The following is a 14,728-nucleotide window of genomic DNA, read 5'->3' on the forward strand; positions in this document are numbered from 1 at the left end:
GAGAAGTCGTGGGATGACTCAGACGGTCATCAGCTCGCGACGATCAGAGCGGGACGACCCGGTCTGCCTGCGGACCCTTGGGGCCCTGGGTGGTCTCGAACTCGACGCGCTGACCCTCATCGAGGGACTTGAAGCCGTGGCTGTCGATGGCGCTGTAGTGCACGAAGACATCCGCACCCCCACCGTCGACGGCGATGAAGCCGTAGCCCTTCTCGGCGTTGAACCACTTGACGGTTCCCTGTGCCATGAACGATCTCTCTCTCAGAAACTGCTCCGGACGGCACTTCACTGCCCGGGACTGATGGGAGTTGTCACCAACGCCCTCGCAAACCACCGACGACGCAGCATGAACCACGACACAGCTTTCTTGCTTCAGTGATCCCACCCTTGCACATCGCGGGGCCGGAAGGAACCCGACCCCCCGCATCGGTGTCGATCGGGTCGCCCCGGAGGGGCTCAGGGCTGCCAGCGGTGGGCCCTCATGTCGACCCGTCCGTCCCTGACCAGGACCCCCTCGGCGACCAGCAGCGGCGCCGCCCGGTCGCGCACCGGATCGGCCAGCCGGCCGTCGGCACGGACCACCCGCCACCACGGCACCCCGTCCCCGTGCCGGGCTATGATCGCCGCCACCTGACGCGGTCCGCCGCGCTCGACCAGCTCCGCGACGTCGCCGTAGCTGACCACGCAGCCCGGTGGCACCTGCTCCACCAGGGTCAGCACCGCCTCGACCAGGTCGGCGTCCAGCGGCGCCCGCTGCCCGCTGATCCCGCGGTCCTCGTCCGGCTGCACGCGGACATTCAAGCAGTTCCGGGGAGGTGGCAGGCTCGGGCCGTGCGGCTCTACCTGTCCTCCTACCAGCTGGGCGACCACCCCGAGGTGCTCAGCGCGATGGTGCGTGGGTCCCGGCGCGGCTGGGTGGTGCTGAACGCCCTGGACGGGGCGGAGCCGGCCCGCCGCGAGGCCGAGGCCGAGCGCCAGGTGGCCGCGCTGGCCGCGATCGGTCTCCACGCCGAGGAGCTGGACCTGCGCGACCTGGAGCCGGGCGGTGTCACCGCCGCGGTGGGCGAGCCCGACTTCGTGTGGGTGCGCGGGGGCAACGTGTTCACGCTGCGGATGGCCATGGCCCGGTCGGGGTTCGACGCCCTGGTCGTCGAGGGACTGGCCGCGGACGCGTTCGTGTACGCGGGCTTCAGCGCCGGACCCTGCGTGCTGGCCCCCAGCCTGCGGGGTCTGGAGCTCTGCGACCCCGTCGAGGACTGCGTCGCGGTGCACGGTGCGGTGAGGTTCGACGGTCTCGGGGTGCTGGACCGTCCGGTGGTCCCGCACCTGCGCTCACCCGCCCACCCCGAGACCGCCCTGCTGGGCGAGGTGGCTGCCGGGTACGAGCGGGAGGGACAGCCCTGCTGGGCGCTGCGCGACGGTCAGGTGCTGGTGGTGGACGGTGACGACCGGTCGGTCCGCTGAGCGGGGAATCGTCGGTGGCGTCTGGTTGCATGTCCGTCGTGAGCACCACCGCCCGGCACGACCGTCCTCCGCACGACTCCGTGGACGGTCGTCGGGCGCCCGCGCCCGAGCGGTACACGCTGCTCCCCCCGGCCCCGGTGAGCAGCACACCGCCGGTCCTGGACGCCCACCAGCAGGCCGTGGTCGACCACCGCGACGGACCGCTGCTGGTGCTGGCCGGCCCCGGCACCGGCAAGACGACGACCCTGGTGGAGGCCTGTGCGGCCCGGCTGCAGGGCTCCACCGGCGAGGACGGGACGGGGACGCCGGCCGGGGTGCTGGTGCTGACCTTCTCCCGCCGTGCCGCCGCCGACCTGCGTCGGCGGATCGCCGCCCGGCTGGGCCGGTCCACGGTGACCCCGACCGCGATGACCTTCCACTCCTTCTGCCTGGCCGTGGTGCGGCGGTTCGCCGACCCGGAGCTGTTCGGCTCCGGGCTGCGGCTGCTCACCGCCCCCGAGCAGGAGTTCCGGGTCCGGGAGACCCTGGCCGGCACCGAGCGGGTGGAGTGGCCCACCTCCTTCGACCGCGCCGTCGGCACCCGCGCCTTCGCCGCCGAGGTCCGTGCCGTCATCGCCCGCGCCCGCCAGCTGGGGATGGACCCCGAGGACGTCGTGGAGGCCGGTGAGCGCGCCGGCAGGGCGGACTGGACGGCGGTGGGGGAGTTCTTCGAGGAGTACCTCACCGTCCTCGACGCCGAGGAGGTGATCGACTACACCGAGCTGGTGCACCGCTGCCGGCTGCTGCTGCTCGACCCCTACGTCCGCGACACCCTGCGACGCGAGCACGGCTCGGTGCTGGTCGACGAGTACCAGGACACCGACCCCGCCCAGGTCGAGGTGCTGCGGGCCCTGGCCGGGGACGGGCGCGACCTCGTCGTGGTGGGCGACCCGGACCAGTCGATCTACGCCTTCCGCGGCGCCGACAGCAGCGTGCTCTCGGCCTTCCCCACCACCTTCCGCACCCGCACCGGGGAGCCGGCGCCGGTGCTGGCCCTGGCCGCCACCCGCCGGTTCGGCCGCCGGATCGCCCACGCCACCCGGCTGGTGGCCCGGCGGCTGCCCGCCCCGCCCGGGCTGGGGGCGGAGCAGGTGCAGGCCTTCCGCGACCCCGAGGTGGTCGACACCGGCCACGGCAGCGGCCGGGTCGAGGTGCTCAGCTGCGACTCCACCGGTGCGGAGGCCGAGCACATCGCCGACGTGCTGCGCACCGCCCACCTCCGCGACGGGCTGGACTGGTCGGAGATGGCGGTCCTGGTCCGCTCCGGTCGGATCAGCATCCCCCCGCTGAGCCGGGCCCTGACCGCCGCGGGGGTGCCGGTGGAGGTGGCCGGTGACGAGATCCCGCTCGGGGCCGAGCTCGCGGTGCGGCCGCTGCTGCTGGCCCTGCAGGTGGTGACCCGCGGCCGGCGGCTGGACGCGGACGAGGCGGCCCGGCTGGTGGTCTCCCCGCTGGGCGGGCTGGACGGCCTCGGGCTGCGTCGGCTGGGGCGGGCGCTGCGCGACGCCGAGCGTCGCGAGCTCGCCGGTGCCGCGCTGCCCCGCTCCTCGGCCGAGCTGGTCCGCCGGGCGCTGGTCGACCCGGCGCTGCTGGAGGAGTGCGAGCCGTCGGTCGAGGTCGACCGGGCGGGTCGGCTGGCCGCGCTGCTGCAGCGGGTGGAGCAGGTGGTCGCCCGCGGCGCCACCGCCGAGGAGGCGCTGTGGGAGCTGTGGACGGGGACCGGCTGGCCGCAGCGGCTGCGCGCCGGTGCCGGTGCGGGCGGCGACGTCGGGGTCCGCAGCGACCGTGACCTGGACGCCGTCTGCGCCCTGTTCGAGCTCGCCGCCCGCTCCCAGGAGGTGATCGGCACCCGCGGTCTGGAGGGGTTCATCGCCGAGGTCGAGGGGCAGCAGATCCCCGCCGACACCCAGCGCGAGGCCGACGTGCGGGGGTCGGCGGTCCGGCTGCTGACCGCGCACCGGTCCAAGGGGCTGGAGTGGCCGCTGGTGGTGGTCGCCTCGGTGCAGGAGGGGCTCTGGCCGGACCTGCGCCGCCGCGGCTCCCTGCTGGAGGCGGACCGGCTGGGGCGTGACGGGCTGTCCGAGCCCGAGCCCACCCGGGTCCGGCTGGCCGAGGAACGACGGCTCTTCTACGTCGCCTGCACCCGGGCCCGGCAGCGGCTCGTGGTCACCTCGGTGGCCGGCACCGAGGGGGAGGGTGACCAGCCCTCGCGGTTCCTCACCGAGCTGGGGGTGGACGTCCAGCAGCTGACCGGACGTCCGCGGCGCCCGCTCACCCTGCCGGCGCTGGTCGGCGAGCTGCGCCGGGTCAGCGTCGACCCCGAGACCCCGCCGGCGCTGCGCGAGGCGGCCTGCGTGCGGCTGGCCCGGCTGGCCGACGCCCGCGACGAGGACGGCCGCCCGGTCGCCCCGGCCGCGGACCCGGCCCGCTGGTGGGGCATGGACGACCTGACCCGGGCCGACCGCCCGGTGGTGGCGCCCGGCGCGCCGGTCCGGATCACCGGCAGCTCGCTGGAGGCGCTGCTGGCCTGCCCGCGGCGCTGGTTCCTCGGGCGGCGGGCGCAGGCGGAGTCCGGACGCAGCAGCGCGGCCAGCGTGGGCTCGGTGGTGCACGTGCTGGTGGAGCACGCCGCCCGCGGCTCGATCACCGCCGTGGACGTCCGGGAGCACCTGGACCGGGTCTGGGAGCAGATCTCCTTCGACGCCAACTGGATGGAGGCCGGGGAGCGGCTGGAGGCCGAGCTGGCCCTGGAGCGCTACTTCGGCTGGCAGCAGCGCAGCTCCACCCGCACCCTGCTGGGCACCGAGGTGCCCTTCGAGGTGACGGTGGAGGCGGCCGGGGAGCCGGTGGTGCTGACCGGGTCGGTGGACCGGCTGGAGCGCACCCCGGACGGGCGGCTGCAGATCGTGGACTTCAAGACCTCCCGGCGGCTGCCGCGCCCGGAGGAGGTGCTGGGGATGGACCAGCTCGGCGTCTACCAGCTCGCCGCCCAGCACGGCGCCTTCGAGGCGGTGGCCGGGACGCGCGCGGTGGCCGGGGCGGAGCTGGTGTTCCTGCGTCAGCAGGACGGGGACGGGGTGCCCTACCCGCGGGTCCTCAGCCAGCCCTCGCTGGACGAGGTGCCGCACCTGCCCGAGGCCGACGACGAGCAGCGCAGCGTGCCGACCTGGGTGCACGAGCGGCTGGCCCGCGCGGTGGCGGTGGTGCGCGGTGAGCAGTTCGACGCCCGGGCCGGGGACGCCTGCCGCTACTGCGCCTTCACCGCCAGCTGCCCGGCGGTGGGCCGCGGCGCCCAGGTGGTGCGGTGAGCGCGCCGACCCGGGCCGGACGCCGTCTGGACGGGCCCGAGGACCTCTGCGCGGCGCTGGGCATCGACTTCTCCGCCGAGCAGCTGGCCGCCATCACCGCCCCGCTGGAGCCGGGCGTGATCATCGCCGGCGCCGGCTCGGGCAAGACCACCGTGATGGCCGCCCGGGTGGTCTGGCTGGTGGGCACGGGGGCCGTCCGTCCGGAGGAGGTGCTGGGCCTGACCTTCACCCGCAAGGCCGCTGCCGAGCTGTCCACCCGGGTCCGCGCCGCGCTGTCGGTGGCCGGGGTGCTGGACACCGCCGGCGTCGACGAGGCCGGGGAGCAGGTGATCATGACCTACGACGCCTTCGCCGCCCGGCTGGTGTCCGAGCACGGTCTGCGGATCGGCGTCGAGTCCGACCCGACCATGATCACCGGCGCCACCCGCTACCGGCTGGCCTCGCGGGTGGTCCGGGCCGCCGCCGGGCCGTTCGAGCAGATCAGCCGGTTCCGCCCGGCCACGGTGACCGAGCGGGTGCTGCGGCTGGACGCGGAGATGCGCTCGCACCTGGTGGAGTCCGAGCACCTGGACGCCCACGCCCGCGAGATGCGGCTCGGTCTCGCCACCGCGCCGCCGACCCGGACCGGCACCCCCTACGTGGCGGTGCGCAACGCCTCGGTCCGGCTCGAGGAGCGGCTCGAGCTGGCCAGCCTGGTGCGGGACTACCAGCGGCTCAAGGAACGTCTCGGCGTGGTCGAGTTCGCCGACCAGATGGCGGTGGCGGCACGGCTGGCCGGGGAGGTGCCGGAGGTCTCCACGATCCTGCGCTCCCAGTACAAGGTGGTGCTGCTGGACGAGTACCAGGACACCTCCTCGGCCCAGGCGCGGCTGCTGCAGAGCCTGTTCTCCGGACGCACCCCGATCAGCGGGCGCGGCCACCCGGTGACGGCGGTGGGCGACCCCTTCCAGGCCATCTACGGCTGGCGCGGGGCGGCGGCCAGCAACATCATGGCCTTCGCCGACGACTTCCCCGACGGCACCGGTCGTGCGGCCCGCACCTTCTCCCTGACGGTCAACCGCCGCTCGGGGCAGACCATCCTCGACGTGGCCAACGTGCTCGCGGTGCCGTTGCGGACCGGTGACTCCGTGGTCGACCTGACCGAGACCCTGCTGAGGGCCCCGGAGAGCGCCGGTGCCGGGCAGGTGCGGGCCGCCTCCTTCGACACCTGGCCCGACGAGGTGGCCTGGATCGCCGACCAGGTGGTCGCCGCCCGCGAGGGTGAGGAGGTCCCGGCCTGGTCCGACGTCGCCGTCCTGACCCGCCGCAACGCCGACATCGCCCGGCTCTACGCCGAGCTGACCAGCCGCGACGTGCCCTGCGAGATCGTCGGGCTGGGCGGTCTGCTGGACCTTCCCGAGGTGGCCGACGTGGTCAGCACGCTGTCGGTGCTGGACGACGTCACCGCCAACCCCGACCTGGTGCGGCTGCTGACCGGGCCGCGGTGGCGGGTCGGCCCGCGCGACCTGGCGCTGCTCGGGTCCCGGGCCCGGGAGCTGGCCGAGCAGCGCGGCACCACCCCCGACCCCGACGACGACCGGCTGCTGAGCGACCTCGACGAGGCGGTGGCCGACGTCGACCCGACCGAGGTCACCAGCCTGCTGGACGCCCTGGAGGACCCGGGGGAGGGCCCCTGCTCCGAGGAGGCCCGGCACCGCTTCGCCCGGCTGGCCGGTGAGCTGGCCGCGCTCCGGGCCCACGTCGACGAGCCGGTGCTGGACCTGACCCGGCGGGTGGTCGCCACCCTCGGCCTCGACGTCGAGCTGGTGGCGACCCCCGAGCTCGAGCGGGCCCAGCGCCGCGACCAGCTCGCCGCCTTCCTCGACGCCATCGCCGGCTACGTCGACGTCGACGGCGACGCCTCGCTGGCCGGTCTGCTGGCCTACCTGCGGGCCGAGCTGGAGCAGGGCACCGGGCTGGACCAGGCGGTGCCGTCGGACCACGACGCGGTCAAGCTGCTCACCGTGCACCGGGCCAAGGGGCTGGAGTGGCGGATGGTGTTCCTGCCCGCGCTGGTGGAGGGGGTCTTCCCCAGCGACCGGGTCACCGACAACTGGCTGACCAACGCCGCGGTGGTGCCGGCCGAGCTGCGCGGGGACGCCGACTCGGTGCCGCAGCTGGTCGAGGTCAGCAACCCGGCCTTCACCGAGTACGCCGGGGACCTGAAGCGGGAGGCCCGTCGGGCGGAGGACCGGCTGGCCTACGTGGCCGCCACCCGGGCCAAGCGGGTCCTGGTCGGCAGCTGCCACCGCTGGCGGGAGGGGGTGCAGAAGCCGCGGAAGCCCTCGCCGTACCTGCAGGCCATCTGGGCCGAGGCCGAGCGCCAGGAGCGGGTGCTGCACACCGCCTCGGTGGTCGAGCCCGGCTCGGCGAACCCGCTGATCGTGGCCCGCACCCCGGTGCCGTGGCCGGCACCCCTGGACCCCGACGCCCTCCGACGCCGGCGCGAGGCCGCGGCCGCGGTGGGCGCGGCCCGGCGCCGGGCGGCGGCCGGGGGCGGGCACGAGGCCACCGGGGAGGAGCCGCTGCTGCTGGACCAGGAGGTGCAGCTGGCCGCCTGGGACGCCGACCTGGACCGGCTGGTCGCCGAGGCGGTGCAGCACCGCTCCACCCGGCGGGCGGTGCGGATGCCGGGCAACCTCAGCGCCACCGACCTGGTCCGCGCGCACGCCGACCCGGCCGGGTACGCCGCCGAGCTGCTCCGCCCGATGCCGCGGCCACCGTCGCGCGGTGCCCTGCTGGGGACCCGGTTCCACCGCTGGGTGGAGACGTTCCTCGGCTCCACCGCCCTGGTCGACCTGGACGAGCTGCCCGGGCGCGCCGACGCCGACCTGGTCGACGAGCGCGACCTGGACGAGCTGACCCGGGCCTTCGCCGCCGGGCAGTTCGCCGGCCGACGCCCGCGGCACCTCGAGCTGCCCTTCACCACCGTGCTGGGGTCCCAGGTGGTGCGCGGCCGGATCGACGCGGTCTACTGCCGCGACGAGCACGGCCTCCCGGGCCCGGAGGGTGACGCGGGCGACGAGCCCTGCTGCCTGGTGGTCGACTGGAAGACCAGCCGGGCGGGGGAGGCGGACCCGATGCAGCTGGCGGTGTACCGGGCGGCCTGGGCCGAGCTGGCGGGCGTCGCGGTGGAGCGGGTGCGGGCTGCCTTCTACTGGGTGCGGGAGGACCGGCTGGAGGTGCGCGAGGACCTCCCGGTAGCCGCCGAGCTGGCGCGGCTGCTGACCCCCGCAGGGTGAGCCCGGGAGCCGTCGGGCGGGGTGCGGTCACCAGCCCGTGCATGCCCTACCCTGCTTCGGTGAGCATCTGGGGTCTCGGCAGCGAGCTCGATCGCGTCCCTGAGCACCGACGCAACTCCGAGTGGGTCCACCAGCTGTGGCAGCAGGAGAACGCGCGGTTGCTCAAGGTCACCGAGGCGGGGGAGTTCTACTCCTGCGAGGAGGGCCGCCGGCTGCGGCTCCCGAAGCCGTTCGTGGCCTTCGACCCGCAGCGCCACTACCTGCTGGGTCTGGTGGCCGACGTCCCCGTCTTCACGGTGCTGTCGCTGCCCGAGGGCGAGACCTCCTCCCTGCGGACCGTGGGGCACCAGCTGGAGGAGCGCGAGCGCGACCTGGCCACCGCCGCGGTCGCCCTGGTCAACTGGCACCGGCAGGGGTCCTTCTGCCCGGTCTGCGGTGGCACCACCCGGGTGGTCAACGGCGGTTTCGGCCGGGTCTGCGAGAAGTGCGGGGAGCAGCTGTTCCCCCGCACCGACCCCGCGGTCATCGTGGCCATCCTGGACGCCCGCGACCGGCTGCTGCTGGCCCGTCAGAGCACCTGGCCGAAGGGGCGGGCGTCCATCCTGGCCGGCTTCGTCGAGGTCGGGGAGTCGCTGGAGCAGGCGGTGCACCGCGAGATGCTCGAGGAGGCCGACGTGGAGCTGACCGACCTCCGCTACTGGGGCAGCCAGCCGTGGCCGATGCCGCGCTCGCTGATGGTCGGGTTCACCGCGCGCACCGAGGCCGACCGGGTCAGCGTCGACGGCGAGGAGCTGGTCGAGGGCCGGTTCTGGAGCCGGGAGGAGGTCCGGGCGGCCGTGGCCGAGGGCTCCTTGGTGCTGCCGATGAGCTCCTCGATCGCCTCCCGTATGGTCGCCGCCTGGCTGGACGGCGAGCTGGCCTGAGCGGTCCTCCCGAACGCCCCGACGCACCGGAGGCGTCGTGTGGCGCGGCGCGGTACCCAGGTACTGCCCGGCGGGCGCCGGCTGTACCGCCGTCCGATGTGCCCGCGGTGCAGGCCGCCTAGCGTCGTCGGCATGCGAGGGAAGAGAACGTGATCACTGCAGAGGCGCTGACCAAGCGCTACGGGACCAAGGTCGCCGTCGACGCGATCGACTTCACGGTGAGGCCCGGTCAGGTCACCGGCTTCCTGGGGCCGAACGGGGCGGGGAAGTCCACCACGATGAGGATGATCGTCGGGCTGGACCGGCCGAGCGCCGGCCGGGTCGAGGTGAACGGGCGGCCGTACCGGGAGCACCGCGCCCCGCTGCGCGAGGTCGGGGTGCTGCTCGACGCCAGAGCCGCCCACCCCGGACGCTCGGCCTACAAGCACCTGCTCGCGATCGCGGCGACCCACCGCATCGGGGCGTCCCGGGTGCGCGAGGTGATCGGTCTGGCCGGCCTCGACCTCGTGGCCGGCAAGCGGGTCGGCGGGTTCTCGTTGGGGATGGGCCAGCGGCTCGGGATCGCCACCGCCCTCCTCGGGGACCCGGCCACGGTCATCCTGGACGAGCCGGTGAACGGGCTGGACCCCGAGGGGGTGCGCTGGGTGCGGACGCTGATCCGCGGGCTGGCGGCGGAGGGGCGCACGGTGCTGCTGTCGTCGCACCTGATGAGCGAGATGGCCCAGACCGCCGACCGGCTGATCGTGATCGGGCGTGGCCGGATCCTGGCCGACGACCCGGTGGAGGACGTCGTCGCCGGCGCCACCCGCTCGCTGGTCCGCGTCCGGACGCGGGAGACGGGACGTCTCCCCGCCCTCCTGGCCGGGCCCGACGTGGTCGTCACGGTGCGCTCCGACGGTGCCGTCGAGGTGTCCGGCCTGACCGCCGAGCAGGTCGCCGACGCGGCCTCCGCGGCCGGGATCGTCCTGCACGAGCTGGCGACGGTGACCGGCTCGCTGGAGGACGCCTACCTGGCGCTCACCGCCGGGGACGTGGAGTACCGCTCGTCGCAGTCGGTCGGGACGGGGGACCACCGGTGACCGCGCTCGAGACCCCACCTCCCACCCGCTCCGCAGGGGCTCGGTCGGGGTTCGTCCCCGTCCTGCGCTCGGAGCTGGTCAAGCTGACCAGCCTGCGCTCGACGGTGGCCCTGCTGCTGGCGATGGTCCTGCTCGGGCTCGCGGTGAGCGTCGCGCTGGCGGTGACCGCCCCCGGTGCGGGCCTGCCTGACGGCCCCTCGGCGGGGTTCCTGCTGGACCAGGTGACCATCGGGACGGTCCTGTTCAGTCAGCTGGTGGGGGGCGTCCTGGGCGTCCTGGTGATCAGCGGGGAGTACTCCAGCGGGACGATCCGACCGACACTGGCCGCCGTCCCGTCCCGGGTCACCGTGCTCGCCGCGAAGGCGGTGGTGCTGTTCCTCGCCGTGACCGCGGCCGGTCTGGTCGCCACCTTCGGGTCGTGGGCGGTCACCTACCCGCTGTTCGCGGGCTACGGCGTCGGGGTCGGGCTGGGGGCGCCGGGACTGGTGCTGGCCCTGACCGGGGGAGCGGTGTACGTCGGCCTGTGCGCCGTCCTGGGTCTGGGCGTCGGCACCATCCTGCGCTCCGTCGCCGCCGGGGTGACCACCGTGATCTCGGTGATCCTGCTGGTGCCGATCGTGCTGTCGGTCCTGCCCGCCTCCCAGGTGATGAGGAACCTGCACCTGCTGACGATGACCAAGGCCGGTGACGCCATGGTCGGGCTGGTCGAGCCCGGAGGGGTCTTCCTGGACCTCGCCGACGGCTACGTGAGCACGGCCGCCGGGTGGCTGGTGGCCGTGCTCTGGGCCGCCGTGCCCCTGGTGGTCGGTGGCTGGCTGTTCCGACGGAGGGACGCCTGATCCCCCTGCGGGACGGGACGCGCGGGGCCCCGACCGGGGCGCCGCGCGGTTCCGGCGTCCCCGACGACCTCCGCCGACGTCGCCGCCGACGTGCGGCGGACACCGTCGTCGCGCTGGTGTACGCGCTGGTCGCCGTCGCCGCGGCGGTGCTCTCGCTCGAGCCACCGCACGTGACCCCGCTGTGGCCGATGGTCGTGCTGGGCCTCTGCGGTCTCACCGTCCTCCTGGTGCACCGCAGGTACCCGCGGCTGGCCTTCGCCGGTGCGGTGGTGCTGGCGGTGCTCTCCCTGGCGACCGGGTCCGGGGCGGAGTCGCTGCTGGCGGTGCTCGCGGTGCACGCGGCGGGCGTCCGCCGCAGCGCGCGGGGAGCCTGGCTGGCCCTCGGTGTCGCACTGGTCTGCGGTGGCCTGGCGGCGCTCGCGGTCGGCGTCCGGAGCCGCACCGGGCCACCGGTCCTGGGTCTGGCGCCGCCGGTCTCGCCCCGGGACTCGCTGCTGGACTGGCTCAACGTGTTCGCGGTCGTCGCCGTGGTCCTGCTGGTCGCCACGCTGCTCGGGCTGGACCGGGGGCACCGGCGACGACACGTCGCCGAGCTGGTGGACCGGGCCGAGCGGCTGGCCCGGGAGCGCGACCAGCAGGCCGAGATCGCCAGGGCCCTGGAGCGCGAGCGCATCGCCAGGGAGATGCACGACGTGATCGCCCACAGCCTCTCGGTGATGATCGCCATCTCCGACGGCGCCCACGCCGCCGCGGACGAGCGTCCGGCGGAGTCGAAGGAGGCGATCGCCCGGGTCGCCGAGACCGGGCGCCGCACCCTCGGGGAGGTCCGCCGCCTGCTCGGAACCGTCCGCGGGGAGGACGGGAGGGTGGCGGTCGAGCACGGGCCGCAGCCCGACGCGTCCCAGCTGACCTCGCTGGCGGCCGAGTTCGTGGCCGCGGGGCTGCCGGTGCGCCTGGTGGTGACGGGGACCCCGTCGCAGGACCCGGCCCTGGGGCTCACCGTGTACCGGATCGTGCAGGAGTCCCTGACCAACGTGCTGCGCCACGCCAGGCGGGTCAGGTCGGCGACGGTCGCGGTGACGTGGACGGCCGACGACGTGACGGTCCTCGTCCGCGACACCGGCTCGGCGGTGCCGCCGTCCTCACGTCCGGGCCGTGGCATCCTCGGCATGCGGGAGCGGGTGGCGCTCTACGACGGCACGGTCGAGGCTGGCCCCGGCGAGGACGGCGGCTGGCGCGTCCTCGCCCGACTGAGGCAGGGGGAGCGGTGAGCGTGGGCGAGGACGTCCGGGTGCTGCTCGTCGACGACCAGGAGCTCGTCCGCTACGGCTTCCGGCTGCTGCTCGACGCCGAGCCGGGGCTGGTCGTGGTGGGCGAGGCGGCCGACGGTGCCGAGGCGGTGGGCCTGGTCCAGCGGGTCCGGCCCGACGTCGTGCTGATGGACGTCCGGATGCCCGGGGTCGGTGGCATCGAGGCGACCCGACGGATCACCAGCCTCCGTCCGGACGTGCGGGTGCTGGTGCTCACGACCTACGACCTCGACGAGTACGCCTTCGGCGCTCTCGGCGCCGGGGCGGCCGGGTTCCTGCTCAAGGACACCCGCCCCGCCGACCTCGTCGCGGCGATCCAGGCGGTCGCCTCCGGTGACGCGGTCGTCTCCCCCCGGATCACCGCCAGGCTGATCGAGGTCGCCGCCCCGCACCTCGGGGTCCGTCGTGACGCCGACGCCGAGCAGGCGCTGTCGGAGCTGACCCCGCGCGAGCGCGAGATCTTCGTCCTGGTCGGGCGCGGGGCGACGAACGGCGAGATCGCCGCGTCGCTGTACCTGAGCGAGTCGACGGTCAAGGCCAACGTCGGTCGGGTGCTGGCCAAGCTGGAGCTCCGCAACCGCGTCGAGGCGGTGATCCGGGCCTACGAGCTCGGCGTCGTCGGTCACTGAGCCGGGCGGGAGGTACCTGTCGAGGGAGTGACCGGCCGCGCGGCGGTCGGGTCGTCCGCACGTCCGGGTCGGCCTCACCGGCCGGCGCCGCACTGAGGACCGGAACCTGGCCCGCTCGACGGGCGGTTGCTGTGCGAACATCTGTCAATGTAGCGTTGACGCATGCAAGATGTGTTGACAGAAGCGGTGCGTACGTTGCGGGCCCACACCGATGCGCTGCTCGCCGCGCGGGTGCTCACCAGCGGCGACCAGGTCGGCTCGATCCGGCGGGCGGTGAGCCTCCAGGCAGCGGCGGACGACGTCGTGCGTGCGGTGGTGCAGCAGGCCCGGGAGGAGGGCGCCACCTGGCAGGTCGTCGGTGCGGCGCTCGGTGTGAGCCGGCAGGCGGCGTTCCAGCGCTACGGCAGGCCGACCGATCCGAGAACAGGAGAACCCATGGACACCACACCACTGGACGGGGTGGCCGAGCTGGCCGCCTCCGTGATCGAGGACCTGGCGACGGGGCGGTGGTCTCGGGTCACCGACCAGTTCGACCCGACCATGCGCGACGGCCTGTCCGAGGACGCGCTCGCCGCCGCATGGGCGCAGATCGTCGGTCTGTCGGGGGCCTACGAGGGGCACGGGGAGCCGACGGCCGTCCGCGCCGGCGACGTGACCATCACCACCACGGCGCTCGCCCTGGAAGCGGGGGACTACACGGTGCGGACCACCTTCCGAGACGACCGGACCATCGCCGGCCTGCACATCCTCGAGGGGCAGTCGTGACCGTCCAGCACCCGGCCGGCGCTCCCGTCCGACCACACCGGGGCGCGGCGGGCGGCCGTCACCGCGACCTGGTGGCGGTCGTCGTCTTCGTCGCGCTCGCCTTCGCGCTCGGTTGGCTGGTCGCGCTCCCGCTCTGGCTCGGTGACGGTCTCACCAGCCCCTGGTTCCCGGTCGTGGCCGTCGCCCTGATGACCACCCCGACCATCGCCGCCCTCGCCGTGGTGCTGCTGGTGGAGCGTCCGCAGCGGAAGGCGGAGACCCTCGGGCTGTGGCCGCTGACCCCGCTCCGCAGGGTGCTCGGCTACGGCGCGCTGGGCGTCTTCGTGCCCATCGCGCTGGTCCTGGTGGCGCTCCCGGTGGGCGCGCTGCTCGGGGTGTACCCGGCCGACTTCGTCGGTCTGTCGGCCTTCCGGCAGCTGCTCGACGCGCAGGCCGGCGCCGCAGGTGTCGGCGAGCTCCCCCTCTCGGTCGGCGCGATCGTGGCCCTCCAGCTCGCCACCCTGCCCCTGGCGGCGGTCCTCAACCTCATCCCTGCGCTGGGGGAGGAGATCGGGTGGAGGGGCTGGCTGCTGCCGAAGCTGATGCCGCTGGGCACGGTCCCGGCCCTCCTGGTCTCGGGCGTGGTGTGGGGTCTGTGGCACGCCCCGGTGATCCTGCTGGGCTACAACTACCCCGACGCACCAGGCTGGCTGGGCCTCACCATGATGGTCGGCACCTGCACCGTGTTCGGCGCGGTCTTCGGCTGGCTGCGGCTCCGGTCGGGCTCGGTGTGGCCCGCGGCCCTCGCGCACGCCGCCTTCAACGGGGCGGCCGGGACGTACCTGCTGTTCGCCCGGGCCGGTGAGCGCGTCGACACCACGCAGGCGACGGTCCTCGGCTGGAGCGGGTGGATCGTGCCCCTGGTGCTGGTGGCGGTCCTCCTGGCCACCGGACGGCTCGCTCCCGCGGCAGAGCCCTCCGGCCCTGCGAGAGGGGCGTCCGTACCTGTGGCAGAGCCCTCCGGTTCCGCGGCAGAGCCCTCCGGCCCTGCGGCAGAGCCCTCCAACCCCGCGCCGGTCGAACCGCGGCAGGACTGATCGCCGGCCGCGGAC

The 14,728-nt window shown here is 74.8% G+C and carries 12 protein-coding genes; 10 read left to right on the forward strand and 2 right to left on the reverse strand.

Features of this window, described 5'->3' with window-relative positions:
* Positions 1-43: 43 nt before the first annotated feature.
* Positions 44-247 (reverse strand): cold-shock protein, encoded by a 204-nt coding sequence (locus BLT52_RS13090; protein WP_090594192.1) that lies wholly within the window; start codon positions 245-247, stop codon positions 44-46.
* Between the two features lie 209 nt (positions 248-456).
* The gene (locus tag BLT52_RS13095) at positions 457-789 is read right to left on the reverse strand and encodes an MGMT family protein (RefSeq protein ID WP_231946306.1); all 333 of its coding nucleotides are present in this window, start codon (positions 787-789) and stop codon (positions 457-459) included.
* A 42-nt stretch (positions 790-831) separates the two neighbouring features.
* Between BLT52_RS13095 and BLT52_RS13100 the strand changes: the two genes are divergently transcribed.
* The 10 genes from BLT52_RS13100 to BLT52_RS13145 all read left to right on the forward strand — a co-directional run bounded on the left by BLT52_RS13100 (position 832) and on the right by BLT52_RS13145 (position 14,713).
* Positions 832-1,464, forward strand: a complete 633-nt coding sequence (locus BLT52_RS13100) for a Type 1 glutamine amidotransferase-like domain-containing protein (protein ID WP_090594194.1) — start codon at positions 832-834, stop codon at positions 1,462-1,464.
* 38 nt (positions 1,465-1,502) lie between these two features.
* Positions 1,503-4,811 (forward strand): ATP-dependent helicase, encoded by a 3,309-nt coding sequence (locus BLT52_RS13105; protein ID WP_231946307.1) that lies wholly within the window; start codon positions 1,503-1,505, stop codon positions 4,809-4,811.
* On the forward strand, positions 4,808-8,092 hold the full coding sequence (locus BLT52_RS13110; protein ID WP_197679034.1) for a UvrD-helicase domain-containing protein: 3,285 nt from the start codon (positions 4,808-4,810) through the stop codon (positions 8,090-8,092). The genes BLT52_RS13105 and BLT52_RS13110 overlap by 4 nt, the downstream gene beginning before the upstream one ends.
* A 59-nt stretch (positions 8,093-8,151) precedes the next feature.
* A complete protein-coding gene (gene nudC / locus BLT52_RS13115; protein WP_157677127.1) occupies positions 8,152-9,015 on the forward strand; it encodes an NAD(+) diphosphatase in 864 nt (287 codons plus the stop codon).
* A 149-nt stretch (positions 9,016-9,164) separates the two neighbouring features.
* A complete protein-coding gene (locus BLT52_RS13120) occupies positions 9,165-10,094 on the forward strand; it encodes an ABC transporter ATP-binding protein (protein ID WP_090594198.1) in 930 nt (309 codons plus the stop codon).
* Positions 10,091-10,933, forward strand: coding sequence for an ABC transporter permease subunit (locus BLT52_RS13125; protein ID WP_090594200.1), 843 nt, complete (start codon positions 10,091-10,093; stop codon positions 10,931-10,933). The genes BLT52_RS13120 and BLT52_RS13125 overlap by 4 nt, the downstream gene beginning before the upstream one ends.
* Before the next feature lie 116 nt (positions 10,934-11,049).
* Positions 11,050-12,204, forward strand: coding sequence for a sensor histidine kinase (locus BLT52_RS13130; RefSeq protein ID WP_090594201.1), 1,155 nt, complete (start codon positions 11,050-11,052; stop codon positions 12,202-12,204).
* Between the two features lie 2 nt (positions 12,205-12,206).
* Complete coding sequence (locus BLT52_RS13135; RefSeq protein WP_090594203.1) at positions 12,207-12,872, forward strand: response regulator; 666 nt, start codon at positions 12,207-12,209, stop codon at positions 12,870-12,872.
* Between the two features lie 162 nt (positions 12,873-13,034).
* Positions 13,035-13,637, forward strand: a complete 603-nt coding sequence (locus BLT52_RS13140) for a DUF3887 domain-containing protein (protein ID WP_090594204.1) — start codon at positions 13,035-13,037, stop codon at positions 13,635-13,637.
* On the forward strand, positions 13,634-14,713 hold the full coding sequence (locus tag BLT52_RS13145) for a CPBP family intramembrane glutamic endopeptidase (protein ID WP_090594206.1): 1,080 nt from the start codon (positions 13,634-13,636) through the stop codon (positions 14,711-14,713). The genes BLT52_RS13140 and BLT52_RS13145 overlap by 4 nt, the downstream gene beginning before the upstream one ends.
* The last annotated feature ends 15 nt before the right edge of the window (positions 14,714-14,728 follow it).

This window comes from Auraticoccus monumenti (genome assembly GCF_900101785.1).
Taxonomy (GTDB): domain Bacteria; phylum Actinomycetota; class Actinomycetes; order Propionibacteriales; family Propionibacteriaceae; genus Auraticoccus; species Auraticoccus monumenti.